Annotated in this window: 14 protein-coding genes; all 14 read left to right on the top strand. The window is 65.7% G+C overall.

Going from position 1 to position 15,502, the window contains the following annotated elements:
• The first annotated feature begins 92 nt into the window (after positions 1 to 92).
• The 14 genes from ACLQ3J_RS01045 (at position 93) to ACLQ3J_RS00980 (ending at position 15,492) form a co-directional block, all read left to right on the top strand.
• Complete coding sequence (locus tag ACLQ3J_RS01045; protein WP_296550850.1) at positions 93 to 896, top strand: FadR/GntR family transcriptional regulator; 804 nt, start codon at positions 93 to 95, stop codon at positions 894 to 896.
• Positions 897 to 1,285: 389 nt separating this feature from the next.
• Positions 1,286 to 2,875, top strand: coding sequence for an SMP-30/gluconolactonase/LRE family protein (locus tag ACLQ3J_RS01040; protein WP_425901936.1), 1,590 nt, complete (start codon positions 1,286 to 1,288; stop codon positions 2,873 to 2,875).
• Positions 2,876 to 2,883: 8 nt separating this feature from the next.
• A complete protein-coding gene (locus ACLQ3J_RS01035) occupies positions 2,884 to 3,729 on the top strand; it encodes an SDR family NAD(P)-dependent oxidoreductase (RefSeq protein ID WP_425901935.1) in 846 nt (281 codons plus the stop codon).
• Between the two features lie 27 nt (positions 3,730 to 3,756).
• The gene (locus ACLQ3J_RS01030; RefSeq protein WP_425901934.1) at positions 3,757 to 5,139 is read left to right on the top strand and encodes an aromatic ring-hydroxylating oxygenase subunit alpha; all 1,383 of its coding nucleotides are present in this window, start codon (positions 3,757 to 3,759) and stop codon (positions 5,137 to 5,139) included.
• Positions 5,140 to 5,170: 31 nt separating this feature from the next.
• On the top strand, positions 5,171 to 6,997 hold the full coding sequence (locus ACLQ3J_RS01025) for a flavin-containing monooxygenase (RefSeq protein WP_072698600.1): 1,827 nt from the start codon (positions 5,171 to 5,173) through the stop codon (positions 6,995 to 6,997).
• Between the two features lie 45 nt (positions 6,998 to 7,042).
• Complete coding sequence (locus ACLQ3J_RS01020; protein WP_072698601.1) at positions 7,043 to 7,966, top strand: SDR family NAD(P)-dependent oxidoreductase; 924 nt, start codon at positions 7,043 to 7,045, stop codon at positions 7,964 to 7,966.
• The gene (locus ACLQ3J_RS01015; RefSeq protein ID WP_072698602.1) at positions 7,956 to 9,662 is read left to right on the top strand and encodes a thiamine pyrophosphate-binding protein; all 1,707 of its coding nucleotides are present in this window, start codon (positions 7,956 to 7,958) and stop codon (positions 9,660 to 9,662) included. Before ACLQ3J_RS01020 ends, ACLQ3J_RS01015 begins: the two co-directional genes overlap by 11 nt.
• A gap of 63 nt (positions 9,663 to 9,725) precedes the next feature.
• Positions 9,726 to 11,162 carry an aldehyde dehydrogenase family protein gene (locus ACLQ3J_RS01010; RefSeq protein WP_425901931.1) on the top strand — a complete coding sequence of 479 codons (1,437 nt, stop codon included), beginning with the start codon at positions 9,726 to 9,728 and terminating at the stop codon, positions 11,160 to 11,162.
• Positions 11,159 to 11,707, top strand: a complete 549-nt coding sequence (locus ACLQ3J_RS01005) for a nuclear transport factor 2 family protein (protein ID WP_425901930.1) — start codon at positions 11,159 to 11,161, stop codon at positions 11,705 to 11,707. Before ACLQ3J_RS01010 ends, ACLQ3J_RS01005 begins: the two co-directional genes overlap by 4 nt.
• A gap of 25 nt (positions 11,708 to 11,732) precedes the next feature.
• Positions 11,733 to 12,638: an SDR family NAD(P)-dependent oxidoreductase gene (locus tag ACLQ3J_RS01000; RefSeq protein WP_072698604.1), complete on the top strand. Its 906-nt coding sequence runs from the start codon at positions 11,733 to 11,735 to the stop codon at positions 12,636 to 12,638.
• On the top strand, positions 12,635 to 13,204 hold the full coding sequence (locus ACLQ3J_RS00995; RefSeq protein ID WP_072698605.1) for a nuclear transport factor 2 family protein: 570 nt from the start codon (positions 12,635 to 12,637) through the stop codon (positions 13,202 to 13,204). Before ACLQ3J_RS01000 ends, ACLQ3J_RS00995 begins: the two co-directional genes overlap by 4 nt.
• Before the next feature lie 53 nt (positions 13,205 to 13,257).
• Entirely contained in the window at positions 13,258 to 14,091 is an 834-nt protein-coding gene (locus ACLQ3J_RS00990; protein ID WP_072698606.1) for a TauD/TfdA dioxygenase family protein, read from the top strand.
• Positions 14,088 to 14,831 carry an SDR family NAD(P)-dependent oxidoreductase gene (locus ACLQ3J_RS00985; RefSeq protein ID WP_072698607.1) on the top strand — a complete coding sequence of 248 codons (744 nt, stop codon included), beginning with the start codon at positions 14,088 to 14,090 and terminating at the stop codon, positions 14,829 to 14,831. Before ACLQ3J_RS00990 ends, ACLQ3J_RS00985 begins: the two co-directional genes overlap by 4 nt.
• Positions 14,832 to 14,880: 49 nt before the next feature.
• Positions 14,881 to 15,492: a carboxymuconolactone decarboxylase family protein gene (locus tag ACLQ3J_RS00980; protein WP_072698608.1), complete on the top strand. Its 612-nt coding sequence runs from the start codon at positions 14,881 to 14,883 to the stop codon at positions 15,490 to 15,492.
• The last annotated feature ends 10 nt before the right edge of the window (positions 15,493 to 15,502 follow it).

The following is a 15,502-nucleotide window of genomic DNA, read 5'->3' as shown; positions in this document are numbered from 1 at the left end:
ATAGCAATGCTTAAGAGAATTAACCTCGCAATACTTGGTAGAAAAGACGGCCTGTCGCTAGACTGACGTTCCATGTATGGAAGGCGCTTTTCGTGACGACCCCGCGGCGCGGCCGGGTGCCCCAACGCCGCATCGCCGAGACCGTTGCCGCGGAATTGCGCGACCACATCCTGTCCGACGACAACTACCGTCTGCCGACACAGGACCAGCTGGTCAAGGACTTCGGCGTCAGTTACCCCTCGATCCGGGAAGCACTTCGCATCCTGGAAACCGAAGGACTCGTCACCGTACGCCGGGGCAACGTCGGCGGCGCCGAAGTCCATCGCCCTGACGAGTTCTCCGCCGCCTACCACCTCGGACTCTCGCTCCAGGGCGCCCGCGTCACCCTGCGCGACCTCGCGGCCGGCCTGCAGATGCTCGAGCCGATGTGCGCGGCCGAGTGCGCGCGGCGTGAGGATCGACTCGAAGTGGTCGTACCCGTCCTCGAGGCTTCCATCGAGAGTTCCGCGGAGGTTGTCGGAGACGGCGTCGCGTTCACCCAGACAGCGCGCGAATTCCACGATCTCGTCGTCTCCTTCACACCCAATGTGACGATCCGGTACGCCGTGAGCAGTTACGTCGCCCTGTGGTCCGCGCAGGAGGAGGCCTGGGCAGAGGCCCTGACCCGACGCGGCGAGTACCCGGCCGAAGAGGACGCGAACGAAGCCGTGCGCGCCCACCAACGGATACTCGGGGAGATCGCCGCAGGCCGCGCCGACGAGGCGGAACGACTCGCTCGGATCCATCTCGCCGCGACCCAGACTCTCGTGCTCGAACGCTTCGGCGACAGCGTGGTCAATGCGTCGGCCGCATTGGAGCGCAACGCCATTCGCGCCGGTAGGCGTTCGCGAATGTAAGCACTCCCCTACTCCACCGGAATATCCCACCCGGTACGCCACCGAACGGCCGAGCACCGCGTTTCGACGCCGTGCCCGGCCGTTTCGCGTGTGACCGGCCCCCGAGTCGGCAGGGGTCCCGACTCCTCGGATCTCCGTACCGATCAGACGAGAATGTAGTTCTCGTCAGAGTGCAGGCGCACCGGCCTATCATTGTAAGGATAACAATACTTGTAACGCTGTTGCGTTCGTGGTTAACTGCGAAACGCAGCCGGGAGTGGCTTAGGTCACTACTTTTTACACGGATTCTCCGCATACGCCTCGCAGTACGGCCACTCTCGCGCCCATAACGGCAGAACCATGTTCTCGTCATACGCAGAACTGCGTTCTCTTACAGGAGGGGACCCACCTTGACGCAAGGGTCGCGCTACACAGGTACATCGACAAGCCTCGCGGAAGGATGGAGCCTCGAACGGCTCACCCCGCCCAGCAGGCTGTTCGGCGCGAACGGCATCCGTGCTGGTGCAGACGGCCGCATCTATGTTGCGCAGGTGGCCGGGAGCCAGATCAGCGCCTTCGACCCCGGAACCGGGGAACTCGAAACCATCAGCGCCATGGGCAGCGACATCACCGCGCCCGACGACCTGGCCTTCCACCCGGACGGCGAGCTCTACATCACCGAGTACTACGACGGCCGGGTCAGCGTGCGAGGCAAGGACGGAAGCACCCGCCTGCTGCGCGACGACCTTCCCGGCGCGAACGGCATCACGTTCCACCAGGGCCGGCTGTTCGTCGACGAATGCCGCCCCGACGGCCGCCTCATGGAGATCGACCTCAACGGCGGTGCACCCAAGATCCTCGCGGAGGGCCTCCAGCTCCCCAACGCCCTCGAAGTCGGGCCGGACGGAAAGCTGTACTACCCCATGCTCGGCACCAACGACATCTGGCGGATCGATCCCGATGGCGGCGAACCGGAACGTGTCGCCGGCGACCTCGGCGTGCCGGTCGCGCTGAAGTTCGATTCCGAGGGCTACATCATCTCTCCCCAGGTGGCATCGGGACAGGTGCTGCGCATCGACCCCCGCAACGGTGAGAGCACCGTCATCGCCGACATCGGTTCGGGCCTGGACAATCTCACCTTCGTCGGCGACCGCCTGTTCGTGTCGAGCTTCACCGGGCAGATCACCGAGGTGCTCGGGGGCGGCGAGACGAAAACGGCCCTCGCCGACGGGCTGACCTGGCCGTTGGATCTGACGGTGGGCCCAGACGGAACCCTCTTCGTCGCCGACGGAACCTTCCTGCTCGCGCTCGGCTCGGACGGCGAACTGCACACGGCAGGAATGCTCTTCCACCCCGGCTGGCCCGGTTACATCCGCGGCGTCACGGCCGTCGGGGACGGCGACTTCATCGTCGCCGGCGACACTCACGTCTCCCGCTACCGTCCCTCCACCGCCGAGAGCGAGTTGCTCTTCGACGGACTCTCCCAGGCCTACGGCGTCGCGGTCTCCGGGAACGGAACCGTGGCGGTCGCGGACCTCGGCACCGGCAAGGTGCACTCCGTCCGGTCCGGACAGTCGGAAGTACTGGCCTCGGGACTTCAGGATCCGACGGGCGTGGCATTCACCGCGGGTGGAACTCTTCTCGTCTCCGAAGCCGGGGCGGGTCGCGTCGTCTCCGTCACGAGCGGTGGCGTCGACACGCTCGTCGACGGTCTCGAACGACCGCAGGGGATCCTCGTGCGCGACGGAAAGCTCTACATCGTCGACGCCGGGTCGAAGCAGTTGATCAGTGTGGACCTGGACACCAAGGCTCAGCAGATCATCGCCCGGCACCTGCCGGTCGGCGCGCCCGAAGGTGTCACCCCCAAGCCGCTCAAGGGGATCATCCCGTTCGCAGGCCCGCAGGGACCGTTCGCCGGAATCGCCGCAGGCCCCGACGGAACGCTGTACGTCTCCGCCGACGCCGAAGGCAGCATCCTCGCGATCCGTGAGCAGAGGTGAGTACCCCGGTGAACAACAATTTCCTCGATCTCAGCGGACGCACTGTCATCGTGTCCGGGGCTGCGGGCGGCGGCATCGGCACGTCGGTGACCAGAATGGTCGCCCAGGCCGGCGCGACGGTCGTCGCGGTGAGCCGCTCCCCGGAGAACCTCGGTAAACACATCGAACCTATGGCGGCCGAAGGGCTTTCAGTGGTTCCGGTCGCGGCGGACGCGTCCACGGACGAGGGGATCGCCACCGCCCTGGAGGCCGCTCGCCGGACGGATGGCGAGCTGTACGGACTGGTCAACGTCGCCGGTGGCGCGGCGCCGGCGACGTGGATGCCGTCGACTCGCGTCACGCGGGAGGATTGGCGAGCCCTGTTCACTCAGAACGTCGAGACGATGTTCTTCATGAGCCAGGCGGTGGCGGCCGAACTGAAGTCGCAGTCCCTGCCCGGATCGATCGTCTCCATCTCGTCGATCAGTGGCATGAACACCGCGCCGTTCCACATCGGATACGGCACTGCCAAGGCCGCACTCGTTGCGGCAACACGCACGATGGCTGTCGAACTCGCCACGGACAACATCCGTGTGAACGCCATCGCGCCCGGGGTCACCGCGACCCCGGCCTCCGGAACCTACGTCGACGACGACGTCGAGCGCGACCGTCGTGCCATCGCCATGGGCCGGCGCGGCAGACCCGAGGAGCAGGCAGGGGCGATTCTCTTCCTGTTGTCCGACCTGTCGAGCTACATCACGGGGCAGACGATCCTCGTGGACGGCGGACTGAACCTCAAGTGGACCCACATGGGCGCCGACCACACCTCGCTGTTCCTCAAGGACGACACCTTCCGCGCCGCCATCACCCGCTGACACAGCACGGTTTCAGAGGAGATCCCCATGACCGACACCGTCGACAACATCGAAGACACCGCTACCGCGACCACCGAACCGCTTTCGACCCCGCTCACGATCGGTGTGGAGGCATACACCTCCCGCGAATACGCACGCGCCGAGGGCGACAAGCTCTGGGCGAAGGTGTGGCAACAGGTCGGCCGCGTCGAGGAACTCACCAAGGTCGGGGACTTCCTCACCTACGAGATTCTCGACGACTCGATCATCGTCGTGCGTACTTCCCCCGAGACGATCCGCGCGTATCACAACGTCTGTTCGCACCGGGGCCGCCGGCTCGTCGACACCCCGGCCGGTGCCCGCGAAGCACACGGGTGCGCGAAGCAGTTCGTGTGCGGTTTCCACGGATGGCGCTACGACCTCGACGGCAACAACACTTTTGCGCCGGAGCGGGACGACTGGCAGGAAAGCCTGACGGCGGAGCGTTCCCGCCTCGTGGACGTCAAGGTCGACACCTGGGGTGGCTGGATCTGGATCAACATGGACCCGGAGGCCGAGCCCCTGCGGGACTACCTCGAGCCGGCGGCTTCCCTGCTCGACCACTTCCAGCTCGAGAACATGCGGTACCGCTGGCGCAAGTGGCTGGTCTTCGATTGCAACTGGAAGGTCGCACTCGAAGCCTTCATGGAGACCTACCACGTGCCGTACACCCACCCGGAGTTCATGAACTTCGGCAACTTCCTGGGGTGGTCGCGAGCACAGGGCAAGCACAGCAACATCGGTTACGACGCGCCGAAGGGCATGGAGGAGAACCAGGCGAAACTCCGGGTCGGAAACGGTCCGGACGCGCGCAAGGCCACCATCCAGCTGCAGAACTTCACGTGGGAGAACGCGAACACCAACACCACCCGGACTCTGGTCGACGCCGCACAGCGGCTGCTCGACGAGCTGCCCGAGGGCACGCCTCCCGATCAGGTGCTGCGCCACTGGCTCGATTCGGCCCGCCGCGACGACGAGGCACGCGGCGTGGTGTGGCCGACCGTTCCGCCCGAAGTGGTCGCCCAGAGCGGTACCGCGTGGCAGATCTTCCCGAACTTCCAGATCGGGCATGCCCTCAACAACATGCTCTGCTACAGCGCCCGTCCCTACGGCGACGACCCAGACAAGTGCATCTTCGAAGCCGCTGTGTACGAACTCTTCCCCGCCGGTGAGGAGCCGAAGACGGAATGGGAGTACACGCCGGCGGACGACCCGGGCTGGCGCACGGTGCTTCCCCAGGACTTCCACAACATGGCCGCTGTTCAAAAGGGCATGAAGACCCGCGGGTTCTCCGGCCCCAAGCCGAATCCGTACCGCGAACGCAGCGTCGTCAATCTCCATCACAATCTCGCCACCTACATGGGTACGGGCGCTCCGCGCGACCTCGCCTGACCCGACTCCCCCCTAGCCCGAGGATCTCCGCATGCAGAACTGCGCCCCCACCCAGACACCCGACGTCGACATCCCCGCCCTCAGAGAGAAGTACCTCGCCGAGCGCGACAAGCGACTTCGCCCCGAGGGCCAGAAACAATACCTCGAAGCCGACAACGAGTTCGCGGAGTTCTACGAGGGCGATCCCCACATGCCGGTCGTGCCACGGCAACCGATCACCGACGACATCGAGGTGGTCATCCTCGGTGGTGGGTTCTGCGGTCTCATCGCGGCACATCGTCTTCAGCAGGCCGGCGTCACCGACTTCCGCATCGTCGAACTGGGCGGCGACTTCGGTGGTGTCTGGTACTGGAATCGCTACCCCGGCATCCAGATCGACTCGGATGCCTATTGCTATCTCCCCCTGCTCGAGGAAACCGGCTACATGCCGAAGGAGAAGTACTCGAAGGGCGACGAATGCTTCGAACACGCCCAGCGCATCGGTAAGCACTTCGGCCTGTACGACAACGCGATCTTCCATACGCTGATCCGCTCCCTGGAGTGGGACGACGAGATCGATCGCTGGCAGATCCGCACGAACCGGGGCGACGAGATCCGCGCTCGCTTCGTCGTGATGGCACAAGGCCCCTACAACCGCCCGAAGCTTCCGGGCATCCCCGGGATCACCGACTTCAAGGGCCACACCTTCCACACAGCCCGCTGGGATTACGACTACACCGGTGGCGACCTGCACGGCGGGCTCGACAAGATCGCCGACAAGAAGATCGCCATCATCGGCACGGGTTCGAGTGGCGTCCAGGCGATCCCGCATCTGGCGCAGGGTGCGAAGCACCTGACCGTCTTCCAGCGGACACCGTCGTACATCTTCGAGCGCGCCAACTACCCGACCGATCCGGAGTGGGTGGAAAGCCTCGAGCCGGGCTGGCGCGCGGCTCGGCAGCGCAACTTCCACAACGCCGCGTTCGCGTTCTACAACCCGGGCGAGCCCGACCTCATCTGCGACGGCTGGACCGAGGTGGCCCGCAACATGGCGGCCAAGCTCAACGAGACCAACGGCTGGGCCGCGCTGGCGGATCCGGCGAAGTTCATGGAACTGAAGGAAATCGAGGACTACCGGTCGATGGAGCGCCTCCGTCGCCGGGTCGACGAGATCGTCGAGGATCCCGAGACGGCGGAAAAGCTGAAGCCGTACTACCGCAACATGTGCAAGCGCCCGGTCTTCAACGACGAGTACCTTCCGACCTTCAACCGCCCGAACGTCACCCTCGTCGACGTCTCCGGGACGAAGGGTGTCGAACGGATCACCGAGAAGGGCATCATCGTCGACGGTGTCGAGCACGAGTTCGACTGCATCGTGTTCGCCAGCGGTTTCGAGATCACCACTGCGCTCGAGCGCCAATTCGACATCGCGCCGTTCGCAGGCCGCGAAGGCACTTCCCTCTACGACCACTGGGGTAAGGGTTTCCGCACCCTGCACGGCATCATGGCGCACGGGTTCCCGAACCACTTCGCGACCGGATTCGTCCAGGGCGGTGTCACCGCGTCGACCACCCTCATGTTCGAGCAGCAGGCCGACCACATCGCCTACATCATCAAGGAAGCGCAGACCCGCGGCGCCACCGTCGTCGAGCCCACGGCCGAGGCGGAGGAGGACTGGATCCAGACCGTCCGGACGTACTCGGTGGACAACAGCACCTTCACGACGGAATGCACTCCCGGCTACTACAACAGCGAAGGTGAGCCGAGCGGCCGTTCGTTCCTCGGCGATCCCTTCTGGGGCGGCTTCTACGAACTCACGGAGCTCCTCGAAAACTGGCGTAGCACAGGGAAACTGGAGGGCCTGGTGCTCGAGAAATGACACGTGCACCCCACCCCCACATCGCGACGGCGCGAGGAGTGTCCGATGTCTGACCTGCGGTTCGACGGCCGCGTCGCCGTGATCACCGGCGCCGGCCGCGGGTTGGGGCGCGACTATGCGCTCCTGCTCGCATCCCTGGGTGCCAAGGTCGTCGTCGACGACCCGGGCGCCGCCATCAGCGGAGACAATGTGGACTCCGGTCCCGCCGAGGAAGTGGTCCGGGAGATCCGGGCGGCCGGTGGCGAGGCCGTCGCCTGTACCGAATCCGTCGCGACTGCCGAAGGCGGCCGGGCGATCGTCCAGGCAGCCCTGGACAACTACGGGCGTATCGACATCCTCGTCCACAACGCGGGTAACAATCGCTACGCGTCGCTGTCGGAGATGTCGTACGAGGACTTCGACGCGGTCCTCGACGTTCACCTGCGCGGGGCGTTCCACGTCGTCCGTCCGGCATTCCCCCTCATGTGCGAAGCCGGATACGGACGGATCGTGCTGACCTCGTCGATCGGCGGCATCTACGGCAACGCGAACGTCGCCAACTACGCGGCGTCGAAAGCCGGGATGATCGGGCTGTCCAACGTGGCCGCGATCGAAGGCGCGGAGCACGGCGTGAAGTCCAACGTCATCATCCCGGCGGCCCTGACGAGGCTCGCCGACGGGCTCGACACCTCGTCGTACCCCCCGATGGGACCGGAACTCGCCGCACCGGTCGTCGGGTGGCTCGCCCACGAGTCCTGCTCGGTCACCGGCGAAATGTTCGCCGCGATCGCCGGACGGGTGGCGAAGGTGTTCGTCGCCGAAACCCCCGGCGTGTACCGGCCGTCCTGGTCGATCGACGAGGTCGCGGACAACATCGACGCCATCCGGAACACGGACGATCCGTGGATTCTGCCGGCCGTCTCCGGTCACGTCGACCACATCACCAAAAGCTTTGCGATAGCCATGGAGGGCAGTACGCATGTCGGTTAAGGTTTACGAGCGCATTTTGGATCTCTTCGAAGCCGAGGGCATCAACACCCTGTTCGGCATTCCCGATCCGAACTTCGTTCATCTGTTCCATCTCGCGGAGGAGCGCGGCTGGAACGTCGTTGCGCCCCACCACGAAGAGTCCGCCGGCTTCATGGCCGAAGCCGTCTCCCGTATGACGGGCAAGGCCGCGTTGTGCATCGGCACGCTCGGGCCGGGACTCGCGAACCTCGCCGGCGCCATCATGTGCGCCAAGGTCGAGAACTCCCCCGTCATCTTCCTCGGCGGGCAGCGGGCGCGGATCACCGAGCAGCGTGTCCGGCGCGGACGCATCCAGTTCGTGCAGCAGATGGCACTGGTCGAGAACTCCGTGAAGTACAGCGCGAGCATCGAATACGCCGAGCAGACGGACGAGATCATCCGCGAGGGTCTGCGCAAAGCCCTCTCCGGCACCCCCGGTCCCGTGTACATCGAGTACCCGCAGCACGTCATCCAGGAAGAACTCGACGTTCCTCCGGTCCTCCCGCCCGAGGCCTACCGCCTCGTCGGGCAGACCGCCGGCGCGGACCTCGTCGCCAAGGCTGCCGAATTGATCGGTGCTGCACAGCAACCCGTTCTCCTCGTCGGTCACGGTGTCCACACCTCACGCGCGGGCGCGTCGGTGAAGGCACTCGCAGACCTGATGGCCTGCCCGGTGATCCAGACCTCCGGCGGCACCTCCTACATCGAAGGACTCGAGGACCGGACCTTCCCGTACGGCTTCTCTGCCGCCGCGATCGACGCGGTCGTCAAGTCCGACCTGTGCCTGGCCATCGGCACCGAACTCGGTGAGCCGGTGCACTTCGGTCGCGGACGGCACTGGGTCGCGAATGAAGCGAACCGTCATTGGATCCTCGTCGAACAGGACCCCTCGGCCATCGGAGTGAACCGTCCGATCGATGTTCCGCTGGTCGGCGACCTGCGAGCGATCGTGCCCCAGCTCGTCGACGCGCTGAAGGACACCCCGAGGACCCCGTCGCCTGAACTCGAGGGATGGATCAAGCAGGACGCCGATCAGCTGGCGGAGCTCGCGGAGACGGCACCGTCCGGCATGTCCCCCGTGCACCCGGCCCGCCTGATCGTCGAGGCCACCAAGGCGTTCCCGGAAGACGGCATCATGGTCCGTGACGGCGGCGCCACCACCATCTTCGGCTGGACGTACTCACAGGCGAAGCCGCACGACGTGATGTGGAACCAGAACTTCGGCCATCTCGGCACGGGTCTCCCCTACGCCGTGGGTGCGGGGGTCGCCGCCGGAGGCAAGCGGCCGATGATGCTCATCACCGGCGACTCGTCGTTCCAGTTCCACATCGCCGAACTGGAAACGGCTGCGCGCCTCGGTCTCCCGCTGGTCTGCGTCGTCGCGGTCGACTACGCATGGGGCCTGGAAGTCGGTGTCTACAAGCGCACCTACGGTCAGGGATCGCTCGAAACCGGCGTCCATTGGAGCAAGGACACCCGCTTCGACAAGGTCGCCGAAGGGTTCGGATGCTACGGCGAGTACGTCGAGCGCGACGAAGACATCGCGCCCGCGATCAAACGCGCCTACGCCAGCGGCAAGCCGGGCGTCATCCACGTCGCCGTCGACCCCAAGGCCAACTCGGAGGAAATGCCCAGCTACGACGAGTTCCGTACCTGGTACGCCGAAGGTCAGCAGTGACAGCGCCTTTCCGGAGTCCGGCAGTGACATCCGGGTCGAACAACACGAGAGAATCGGGCAAACATGCGTGAGTACCGGAAGTTCTATATCGACGGGCAGTGGACCGATCCTGCGCAGTCGGAGACCTTCGAGGTCGTCAACCCGGCCACCGAGGAGGTAGCGGGGATCGTGGCGCTCGGCTCCGCCGCGGACGTCGACAAAGCGGTCGGAGCCGCCCGGCGCGCCTTTCCCGGTTGGTCCGGGACGAGCCGCGAGCAGCGACTGGGCGTGCTCCGCAACATCCTCGACCTCTACCAACAGCGGATGGGCGATCTCGCGTCCGCACTGACCGAGGAGATGGGCGCTCCGAAGGCGCTGGCGGGTGGCTTCCAGGTGAACCTGGGACTCGGGCACCTGACCACCGCGATCGACGTACTCGAGCACTTCACGTTCGAGGAACAGCGTGGCGGCACCCTCATCGCGAAAGAGCCCATCGGCGTCTGCGGCCTGATCACGCCGTGGAACTGGCCGCTCAACCAGATCGCGGTGAAGGTGTTCCCCGCCTTGGCCACCGGCTGCACCATGGTGCTCAAGCCGTCGGAGCAGTCGCCCTTCAGCGCACAGGTCTTCGCGGAGATCCTGCACGAAGCGGGTGTCCCCGCGGGCGTGTTCAACCTGGTCCAGGGTGACGGCGCCGGCGTCGGCCGGGCCATCTCCGGCCATCCCGATATCGACATGGTGTCCTTCACCGGTTCGACGCGCGCCGGAGCCGACATCGCCGCCGCCGCGGCGGTCGGCGTCAAGCGCGTGACGCAGGAACTCGGCGGCAAGGGCCCGAACGTCATTCTCGACGACGCCGACTTCGCCGCGAATGTCGGAGCGGGCGTCGCCACCATGATGGTCAACTCGGGCCAGACCTGCAGCGCCGGGTCGCGCATGCTCGTTCCCGGCGAACGCATGGCAGAGGCCATCGACATCGCGGCGCAGACGCTGTCGCAGATCACCGTGGGCGACCCCGAGGGCGATTTCTCGATCGGGCCGGTGGTGTCCAAGGCGCAGTTCGACAAGATCCAGTCGCTGATCCAGAAGGGCATCGACGAGGGCGCGACTCTCGTCGGCGGCGGTGTCGGGCGCCCGGACGGACTGGCCGTCGGGTACTACGTGCAGCCCACCGTGTTCGCGGACGTCAAGAACGACATGACGATCGCACGCGAAGAGATCTTCGGGCCGGTCCTCACGATCCTCGGCTACGACAGCATCGATCACGCCGTCGACATCGCCAACGACACCGAGTACGGTCTCGCCGCATTCGTGGCCGGTGCGGACCTCGAGCAGGCCCGCAGCGTCGCGCGTCGAATCCGCGCGGGCAACATCACCATCAACGGCGCATTCGATTTCGGTGCTCCGTTCGGCGGCTACAAGAAGAGCGGGAACGGGCGCGAGTGGGGCGAATTCGGCTTCCACGACTACCTCGAGATCAAGGCCGTGATCGGATACGCGTCCGAGGACGGCGCGGAGTGAGCGAAGACCCCGACCTCGGCGTGCTTCTCGCACACCATCGGGTGCGTGCGCGCGTCGTCGGGCTCGCGCGCGGCGAGGACCGCCGGGACGGTGAGTCCGTCCGCGCCGCCTTCTGGCCGGACGCGACCGTGGATTTCGGCATCTTCGCGGGGTCGTTCGACGAGTACTTCGCATGGGTCGTCCCGGGCTCGCCCGCCGTTCTGGTGACACAGCATCTGCTCGGTCAGACCCACATCGAGCCGGCAGGTGATGCGTTGCTCGCCGAAACGCATGTCGTCGCCTACCACCGCGTCGACATGGGCACCGAAGAACGCGACACCGTCCTCGGCGGCCGCTACCTCGATCGATTCGAGCAGCGCGACGGGCAGTGGCGGATCGCGGAACGCACGATGCTCTACGACTGGTTCCGCGACGACGGCGTCTCGGTCGACTGGTCGCAGGGCGTCATGGGCACGCCGTTCAGCGACGACCGGTTCACAGGCAAGGCCGCCGGAGATCACAGCGAAGCGTTCTTCGCCGCCGGCGACCTCGCCACACGCAAGTAACCCGCTACAGCGGTAAGGAGTTCGAATGGGTGCGTTGTCGGGCAAGGTCGCTGTGGTCACCGGCGCCAGCCGCGGTATCGGCAAGGGGATCGCGCTGGCACTGGCGGAACAGGGCGCCACCGTCTATGTCAGTGGCCGCACGAATACGCCCGGCACGCATCCACTCCCCGGCACCATCGGGGAGACCGCGTCCGAGTGTGATCGCCGTGGCGGCCGGGGCGTCGCCGTCCAGGTGGACCACGCGGACGACGATCAGGTTGCTTCCCTCTTCGAGCGTGTCGGCAACGAACAGGGCCGCCTCGACATCCTCGTCAACAATGCGTTCTCGCTTCCCGACGACCTGACGGACCCTGATCCCTTCTGGGAGAAACCGTTGTCGAACTGGGAGATGGTGGATGTAGGGGTGCGGTCGAACTTCGTGGCCGCCCGGCACGCCGCGAAACTGATGGTTCCGCGAAGGTCCGGGCTCATCGTGGCGGTGTCCGGCTATACCGGCGTGGCCTACACCTACGGCGTCGTCTTCGGGACGGCCAAGTCCGCGGTGGACCGCATGGCGCGGGACATGGCAGTCGAGCTGCAGCCATACAACGTGGCGTCGGTCTCGCTCTGGCAGGGCTTGACCTTCACCGAACGCGCGGAACGGAACCTCGCCGGCATACCCGGCCTGACAACCGGTTCGGCCACACGCCCGGAAAACGGCTGCTCACCGGAGTTTCCCGGGCTGGTCATCACGGCCCTCGCGAACGACCCGGCAGTCATGAGCCGTTCGGGCGGCACCTTCATCACCGCCGAACTGGCACAGCACTACGGAATCAAAGACCTCGACGGCAGAGAAATTCCGTCACTACGAGCGACGCGCGGCGAACCCATCTGGTCGCCGATCGAAGCGGTTGAATCCCACTCCTCTCGAATGCAACGGAGCGCACCATGACCACGCCGGTGACATCACTTTCCGCAGACAGGATTGCCAAGCTCGAGGCCGTTCTCGATCGCCAGGAAATCCTCGATACGCTGACCCGATTCAGCCGGGCCATGGATCGCTTCGACCGCGACCTCTTTCTCTCCGCCTTCCACACCGACGCGACCATCGCGGCGGGCAGCTTCGTCGGCGGACCGGTGGAGCTCTACGACTGGTCGACCGCCATGCATGAGCAGGGCCAGAAGGCCACCCACCACAATCTGCTGAATCACACGTGCGATATCGACGGCGACACCGCACACACCGAGACCTACTACCTGTTCGCCGCCCGGAACCTCGACGACAGCAACTGGATTGCCGGCGGACGGTACATCGACCGGCTGGAACGCCGCGACGGCCAGTGGCGTATCGCTCTGCGCACCAACGCGATCGAGTGGTCGGGAATGGTTCCGTCGATGGAGATCCCGTTCGCCGACGTGCCCGGTATCCATGACAACGGCGCACCGTCCCGCAGCACGAGCGACCCTTCGTACACCCGCCCGCTGACCAACGTCCGGGAACCGAACATCCCGAGCTGACAGCAGGATCCGAACCTGCCCGCGAACCCATGATCACAAGCGAGGAATGACGGATGCGCACACTCACCATAGAAAAGCTGAGCGAGAATGTCGGGGCCGAGATCCTCGACGTCGACGTCGATCGACTGCTCCACGACGAGGACCTGCCCGGAGCATGCCTGGACGCGCTCGAGCAGTACGGCGTCCTGTTGTTCCGCGAACTGCACGCCGACGACGACGCGCAAGTGGAGTTCGGCCGCAAGCTCGGCCCCCTGCGCGCATTCCCCCATCTACCTCCGGCCGCGGAGGAAGTCATGGAAATTAGCTTCGATCCCGCCAACGGGAACGCGGAGTACCTCGCTGCCAACGTCTTCTGGCATATCGACGGCCTGACCGACGAGGTTGCCTCGAAAGCGTCGATGCTGAGCGCGCGAGTCCTTCCCGGCGAAGGCGGCGAGACCGAGTTCGCCAGCACGTACGCCGCGTACGACGCGCTCTCCGACGACGAGAAGGAGCGATTGGCCGGTCTTCACGCCGTCTACACCTTCGAAGCCATCCAGCGCCGGTCGTATCCGAATCCGACACAGGAACAGCTGGACGAGTGGTCGTCGCGGACTCCGAGGGAGCACCCCTTGGTCTGGGAACACGATTCGGGACGGCGCTCGCTCGTGATCGGTGCATTCGCATCGCACATCGTGGGGATGGACTTCGATGAGGGGCGGGCGTTGCTCGAGGATCTCGAACGACGGGCAACGACTCCGGATCGGGTGTATCGACACACCTGGTCGGTCGGTGACCTGGTGGTCTGGGACAACCACGGCCTGCTGCACCGGGCGTGCGCCTTCGACCGGTCGCAGCCGCGCGTGATGCACCGCTCGACCATCGCCGGAAGGGAGCCGATCAAATGAGCGACCGCATCGCGATAGTGACCGGCGGAGGTTCCGGTATCGGCCGGGCCATCGGCCTGCGTCTCGCGTCCGACGGGAACATGGTGGCAATTTTCGATCTCGACGGCGACGCTGCAGCCGCCACGGCCGACACGATCGTCGAGGCCGGAGGAAAAGCACTCGGTGTGCAGGTCGATGTCACCGACCGAGCGAACATCGACGCCGGTGTCGCGGAGGTGCGCTCCAATCTGGGCCGGCCCACCATTCTCGTGAACAACGCCGGGCTCTCCCTCGACTCTCCTTTCCTCGACATCACCGCGGAGTTGTGGCAGAAGTCCCTGGCGGTCAACCTCACCGGCACATTCGACTGCTGCCAGGCCGTGCTTCCCGACATGCTAGAGGAAGGCTGGGGCCGCATCGTCAACATCTCGTCCTCGAGTTTCCACAGCGGCTCCCCCGGTCTTGCGGGCTACGTGTCCGCCAAGTCGGGTGTCGTCGGACTGACCAAGGTGCTGGCCCTGGAATTCGGCAAGCACGGTGTCACCGTCAACACGATTCCGCCCGGCTTCATCGACACACCCATGTTGCGCCGAACGGTCGAGAAGGGATTCGTCGACCTCGATCAGCAAACCGCGAAGACGCCGGTCGGGCGGATCGGGCAGCCCGAGGACATTGCCGCGACCTGCGCGTTCCTCGTCCGCGAGGAGGCCGGCTACATCACCGGCCAGGTCATCGGCGTCAACGGCGGACGCAATACCTGATCGGGCTCTGCCGAGCACTCATCTTCCCGAAGAAAGGACACCGAGCACGATGGTCCGGATTTCTCCTGCCCCCCAAGAGGATTGGACGGAGGAGATCGCAGCGTACGTCACCGGGTTCCGTTCGGCCGTCGCGAGCAGCGCGCCCGAAGAAGACCGGCAACCGGGAACCAATCTGCTCGGCACGCTGGCCCGCCACCCGTCGCTGGCAATGGCGTTTCTGAGCTTCAACCGGCATTTGCTGGCGCAGTCCACGCTGTCGATCCGGCAGCGGGAACTGATGGTTCTCCGAGTCGCCACACTCCGCCACTCCGACTACGAATGGGCCCAGCACGTCATCCTCGCGGATCGTGCCGGCATCACGGCCGACGAGATCACCCGCATCGCCGAAGGTCCCGCAGCGCCGGGCTGGTCCGACATCGACCGCGCACTGTTGGCGGCCACCGACGAACTGATCGGTGAGGGCGCGGTGTCCGGCGAGACGTGGGGTGTGCTCTCCGGCGAGTTCGGGGAGCAGCAACTGATGGACATCGTGTTCACGGTCGGGTGTTACGCGATGCTGGCGACCGCGTTGCGCTCGTTCGAGGTGCAGCCCGAACCCGGCCTGGTGCCGTACCTACCCGAACACACACTCGCCGCCCGATCTCTCACTTCCCGCGACTGATTCGAGAAAG

The sequence above is a fragment of the Rhodococcus sp. DT1 genome (genome assembly GCF_049844875.1).
In the GTDB taxonomy this organism is placed as follows: Bacteria; Actinomycetota; Actinomycetes; order Mycobacteriales; family Mycobacteriaceae; genus Rhodococcus.
The sequence above is the reverse complement of the archived record's forward strand: the minus strand, read 5'-3'. Positions and strand labels throughout refer to the sequence as shown.